Origin of the sequence: Paraburkholderia ribeironis (genome assembly GCF_900019265.1) — a bacterium.
Lineage (GTDB): Bacteria > Pseudomonadota > Gammaproteobacteria > Burkholderiales > Burkholderiaceae > Paraburkholderia > Paraburkholderia ribeironis.
In genome coordinates, this window is sequence record NZ_CYGX02000131.1 from 1 (window position 1) to 5,649 (window position 5,649).

Consider the following 5,649-nt stretch of genomic DNA (forward strand, 5'->3'; position numbering starts at 1 on the left):
TTGGATACACACTTCAGGGCATCTCCAGCAGTAACATTCCAACACTCAACTGGCAGAGGTGCATTATGAAATCACCGTCGGGATTCCCAGCGGACGCCTCTTGCCGTTACTCTTGGGAATGTAAACGCGTCTCAGCGGCATCACATGATAGCCGTGATGCCGAAGCGACATCATTCCGTTCCGTCTGGCCGCCGGAGATGACCATATCTTGCCGTCCACCCCTGGCGTTCTCTTACCGCGATTCTCCGTCACCCGCTTCACGGCCAACATTTTGCCGCTATGCGAGCGGGTCAGCAGACGTTGCAGTGCTTTCACCTTGCCCCATCGGCCTTCCCGGGTTGCTTTGGCGATACGCACCTGAAGTCGTTTCACATCTGCCTCAATGTGTGACCAGTTCACCTGATCCCACATTTGGGCAGAGCGCGAGGGCGCACCGGCGCCGGTCGCTTTCGCGCCGGTCGCCGTCATCTGCCTTCCCTCGTATAACGATTGGTCAAAGTTCTCTCGCCATGAATGACCGCGCGGAAGTCTGCCCGCTTTCGCGTCGGACGATGTCTCAGCCCGTATCCCGTCCATTACAGCCGGGCATTCGCTTTCTCCGCATTCCTTTACCCACAGTACCAACAGCGTTCCTTACGGTTCGCCTGCCGTTGCCGGCGGTACTATGGGCTTACCCTGTTCCGCATGAATTTCCGAGCGGGGCGGACCCTTCTGCTTCGCCGGCGGTGGTTCTGTCCATGATGGTCCAGTCTTCGGAGACCATTCCTCACCGCGTACCGTTTTGGTTCAAGCCTTTCAGCACATTTGGCTTGTCAAAGATCACGACGTTAAACTGAAGTTCACATATGTTGGTCGTACCCACTCATCCCTTGCTCCTCTCCGCCTTTGTGTTGGCAGATTCCGCTCTGCCTCGCGGCTCGGCGTACCGGATAACCGGCGGCTACGTTGTCCCCGAAGCTTCATACCGAGCTGTTACCGGCTCCGCATGTCCGGGTAGCGAACGGTTGATGGAACAACCGGTTTCGTCAGGTCATACCTGCTCCTGTGAAACAGAAACTCATGCGACTTGCAGGTCGCACAAAGACGCGCTTAGCGATGTCAACACCAACCACGGTCTTACTGGAAATCATCGCCATCTCCCGGTTGTCCTCGATGAACCCTTCATCATCCGCCTTTCATGGCCAGGCCGTTGCGCTTCGCGAATATCATGAAGCCGGTTTTTAAAAAGTCGAAGATTTGATAACGGCCTTCATTGCTCAGCCGCCGCGTGGGGGAGGCGTCCATACCATTTGGTTTGGTCTGTCAGACCCGGCGATGGAAGAGGCGCTTTGTGAGGTGCCGATGTATCGTGAGTTGCGGGGCTGGGAAAAGATATGACGCGGTTGCCGGGCGAGAGCGCGACTCTGCGGTTCCGTCACCCTCTCCACCGTGGCTGTCTCGAATGATGTCCGTCGTGAACGACCGGGCTTGTTCGCCAATACGTGCAACTTTGGGCGTGGGGTTCGGCGCCCCAACCCCCAATAGTGAGCCACTTCGCGCGAGGTAAATCTGAGTGGCCCGGTCTTCACCTATCCACTCTGACAGGTTGTGCTTTCGGGGCGCGTCTCTGCGCGACGCGAATGGATAACCCTTGAGAGGCGTCACGCGCTTGTACGCAAGGCATGCCTCGCCAGTCTGGCGACGCAAACCCATCGATCATCGATTCTCTTTACTTTCTGTAAATACATTTCGCATGCCGAATCGTCCCATATAGTGGTTGACTCCCCGTCTATTGGCTCCTATGATGCGGTCACGACTTGTATGAGGAATTAACGTGTACGGGACGTGGGCACGCGGCAGGACCGTGCGGCATTGGCCGGACCGTGGACGAGAGTGGCACCAGTCAGGGAGAGCCCGGTCGTGAAGCGGTGAGCACATTTGCCACGGCCGGTTGCCTTCACCGGAGTGCCGTGTGCAGTTTGGGCAGGAAGAGGGCAGGGCTCAACGAGCGACCCGGGTTACGGACATCTGGCTTTCACACGATCAGACGCCCGGCAATGCAAATCCAGACTCTAAGAATCCAAAATGTATTTCGATGCCGGTGACGTCGATGCAACTGGCACAGTAAGCCGCCTCCGACTGTTTGCGGGTGGCCAGTATCGTGGCGAGCGGGCATTCGAGATGCGGTTCAGTTTAAATAGCCGGCGGGAAAGCCGACATCCCGGGATTTTTAGGTAGCGCCAGAGTTTCAGTATGCATTCATGCGCACGTGTGCGATACGCCTGTCAAGGGCGTTGCCTTGCCGGGCGCGAAATTGTGCGTTCTGCTGCGCGTAGAGGGTTGATGTCTGGAATGCGTGACGAGTGTTCTGTCGTGAATTGTGACTGGCTAGAAGGGGAAAGACATGTTGATTGACAGAAAGACACTTCGTCCGCTTTCAAGCGTCGCGCGGGATGCGAAGGCCACATCGCCCGAACTGGTTGGCAAGTGGGAGAATGAACTGGGCTCGATCATGACGATCGTTCAGTTTGACGGCGAGAATTTCAGTGGCAGCTACGAGAGCGCCGTGAGCAGCGACGGGCAGTATGCTACAGGACCACTCTCCGGCACGTTAGCCGGAGACGCGATCGCATTCACGGTGAACTGGGATACCGCGTACGCCTCGGTGACGGGCTGGAGCGGCCTGCTGCTTGGCAACGGGAACCAGGTCTGCATGTACACGCTCTGGAACCTGTCGAGCACGCCAGAGAAAGAAGACGACTTCTGGCAGTCCATCCAGGCCGGCGCGGATCTGTTTGTGCAGACCTGAGGGCAATCCGTCCAGGATAGTCATGGTTCTGTTCACATCCACGGACAGGGTGCGCCGGGCGCTCGTTTCTGAATGGACCTCCTGCATGCGTCGGACAGCGAGCGTTTGACAACACAGCGTGCCGAACGTCGGACCCGGGAGAAGTGGTCCATCATCGGACGGTATTTGGTCCAAGGGAATGCAATGTACTTCTGCAGTATCTGATGGCGATCGGCATGTGAGGTCGGGCTTTGGTTCTGATGGTGCTGTGCGGCGCAAACCAGACCTCTCTGATTCGCTGAAAATGGCGGCAGGCAAGCCGGTGGTGCCTGCGAAACTACGGTAAATATCAGCGGGGAGCGGGCATGAGCGCCACGATTGAGATGCGTGATTCACCGGCGGCGGTAACGCTGATCACGAAGCTCTATGCCCGATTCGTGCTGGCTGGCTTTGCGCTGATGCCCGCCTGCCTGATCGCTTACCTGTTTTTCTTCCAGGATCTCACGCTCAGGTTCGAGAACCACCTGTTCCACGAGATCGCGATTGCGGCCGCAACGCTTGAAGGGCTGTTCGTCGCCTACGTCACCTGGCAGTGCTACCGGTCTTCCGGCGAGCCGTTGTTACGCTGGCTGACGCTGGGTTTTCTCGGCTTCGTCCTCATTTATGCCCTGCACGGCGCCTTCACCAGCATGGCGCACCACAATATCTGGCTGTTCCTGCTCTATGGCCCGGCATCGCGCCTCGTGATGTCGGCCCTGCTGCTGGTCGGGCTGCTCTCGTACAGCCAGCCGGCCGATTCGATCGAGAGGCGCACCGACTGGCGCGGCTGGCTCAAATGGATCGCGCTGTTCGTTCTCGTTGACCTGGCGGTCGCCGGGATCGCCTACAGCCCCGTCGCCGGGACACTGGCGGTCCGCCTGTCGATGGAAGGGGGCGCCATGATCCTTTCCGCGCTGAACGTCCTGGTACTGCTGCTGCGACGCATCCGCACACCCCTGATGGTCATGTTCGGCATCTCGGTGACGTCGTTTGCGCTGTCGTCGCTCGCCTTCATTCTGGGGCGGCCGTGGAACCACATGTGGTGGCTTGCACACGCGATTTTCGCCGGGGGATTCTTTCTGCTCAGCTATGGCGTGGTGCAGGCATTTCACACGACGCGCTCGTTTGCGACGATCTACAGCCAGGAAGAACTGATGGCGCGGCTTGCCGAGGCCATGAACCGCGCCGAAAGTGCGCTGCAGGAACTGCAACGGACCAATGACAGGCTCGAGCACCTGGCTGCCACCGATCCGCTCACCGGCGCGGCCAACCGGCGGCAATTCATCGAACGTGTCGAAGCCGAGATCGAACGCGCACGGCGAGGCGGTGCGCCGTTTTCGCTGCTCGCGCTCGACCTCGATCACTTCAAGGCGATCAACGATGCGTACGGACATCAGGCAGGCGACACGGTGCTGCGCGAATTCGTGCAGAAATGCATTGAGGCAATCCGCCCCTACGACGGTGTCGCACGGGTGGGCGGTGAGGAATTCATGGTGCTGCTGCCGCGGGCGGGTCTGGACGCGGCGCTCGCGACAGGCGAACGTATCCGCTCGATGATCGCCAGCAGTGTTTTCGGGGCCGGCAGTGGGCGGTGCGGCGAAGTGACTGTCAGCGTCGGTGCCTCGCAGTTTGGTCGCGACGGCGACACCATCGACACGATCCTGCGTGCGGCCGACGAGCGGCTCTACCGTGCGAAACATCTGGGGCGTAACCGCGTCGTTGTCGCATAGGTGCCGGTTGCGCACTCGTGCTTCCGATTACTCATTGAGTCAACCCGGGCGCAGCCGATGATTGAGACGTTTTGACGTACCGGGAAGGCCTGCAACGCTGCCGGACGGTCCACTCAAGTTTCTGATGTCGCCGCCTGACTGCCGCTTTCAATGGAGGCGATTCACGGCTCACCTCGGCAGCGCATATACGTGCCCATTGCCTTTCAACAAGAAAATATCGATGTCAGACGATCTGTTTGCCAGAATTACGGACGCGCACTGGGCGATTCGCCCGCAGGTTGCGCTCACGCCCCTTTCGTACAGTCCCGGCCCTGTCGAAGCTCGCCGGCTGCGAAGTCTATCTGAAATGCGAGCATCTGCAGCACACAGGCTCGTTCCAGTTTCGCGGCGCATGGAACAAGGCGCGTCTGCTCGACGTCGTGGCGACGTGCCCGTTACCGTCTCCGCGGCATCGCCAGTCAAGCTCGTTGCGATTCGCGCGCTGGGGGCGACCGTCGTGACGATTGACGATACGTCCCTCGCCGTTGAACTTGAAGCAGCCCGCCAGGCGCAGTTGAAGGGCATGACGTTCGTGTCGCCTTACAACGACATCGACGTGATTGCCGGGCAGGGGGCCGTTGGCATGGAGCTGGACGGGCAGGCCCGCGAACATGGCCTCGACCTGTCGGCCGTCTTCGTCGCGGTGGGCGGCGGGGGCTGATTTCAGGCGTCGGAACCGTGCTGCGGAAACTGCGTCCCTCGACGGCAGTGACCGGTTGCTGGTCTGCCAACTCGACCGCCCTCTACCGTTGCCTGAAAGCCGGGAGGATCGTCGAGTCCGAGGAACTCGACACCATTTCCGATGGCACCGCGGGAGGGATCGATCCGGACACGATCACCTTCGGTATGAGCCAGCAGGTCATCACGGACACCGCACTCGTCACCGAAGAAGAAGTCCGGGCAGCGATGAAACGGATCGCCCAGACCGACGGATGGATGGTGGAGGGGGCGCAGGCGTCGCGCTGGCGACGTTGCTCAGGAAGGCGCCAGAGTATCAGGGGAGCGCGGTAGCCGTTGTGCCCTGCGGCCGGAATATCTCGCTGGAAAAATTCATCCTACTGGTTGCAGGTTTTT

3 protein-coding genes and 2 pseudogenes are annotated in these 5,649 nt (G+C 59.7%); 4 read left to right on the forward strand and 1 reads right to left on the reverse strand.

The annotated features are described in order from the left end of the window. Nucleotides 1-63: 63 nt before the first annotated feature. Nucleotides 64-468 carry a reverse transcriptase N-terminal domain-containing protein gene (locus BN2475_RS31995; protein ID WP_094783364.1) on the reverse strand — a complete coding sequence of 135 codons (405 nt, stop codon included), beginning with the start codon at nt 466-468 and terminating at the stop codon, nt 64-66. An 822-nt stretch (nt 469-1,290) separates the two neighbouring features. On the opposite strand from BN2475_RS31995, the pseudogene BN2475_RS36065 reads away from it, so the two are divergent. From BN2475_RS36065 to BN2475_RS32010, 4 genes and pseudogenes are all read left to right on the forward strand, one after another. Then, nucleotides 1,291-1,430, forward strand: a pseudogene (locus BN2475_RS36065) (IS5/IS1182 family transposase); the annotation flags it as partial. A gap of 953 nt (nt 1,431-2,383) precedes the next feature. Further along, the gene (locus BN2475_RS32000; protein ID WP_094783365.1) at nt 2,384-2,788 is read left to right on the forward strand and encodes an avidin/streptavidin family protein; all 405 of its coding nucleotides are present in this window, start codon (nt 2,384-2,386) and stop codon (nt 2,786-2,788) included. Between the two features lie 344 nt (nt 2,789-3,132). Further along, on the forward strand, nt 3,133-4,536 hold the full coding sequence (locus tag BN2475_RS32005) for a GGDEF domain-containing protein (protein WP_094783366.1): 1,404 nt from the start codon (nt 3,133-3,135) through the stop codon (nt 4,534-4,536). A gap of 391 nt (nt 4,537-4,927) precedes the next feature. Next, a pseudogene (locus BN2475_RS32010) lies at nt 4,928-5,586 on the forward strand (pyridoxal-phosphate dependent enzyme). Nucleotides 5,587-5,649: the final 63 nt, after the last annotated feature.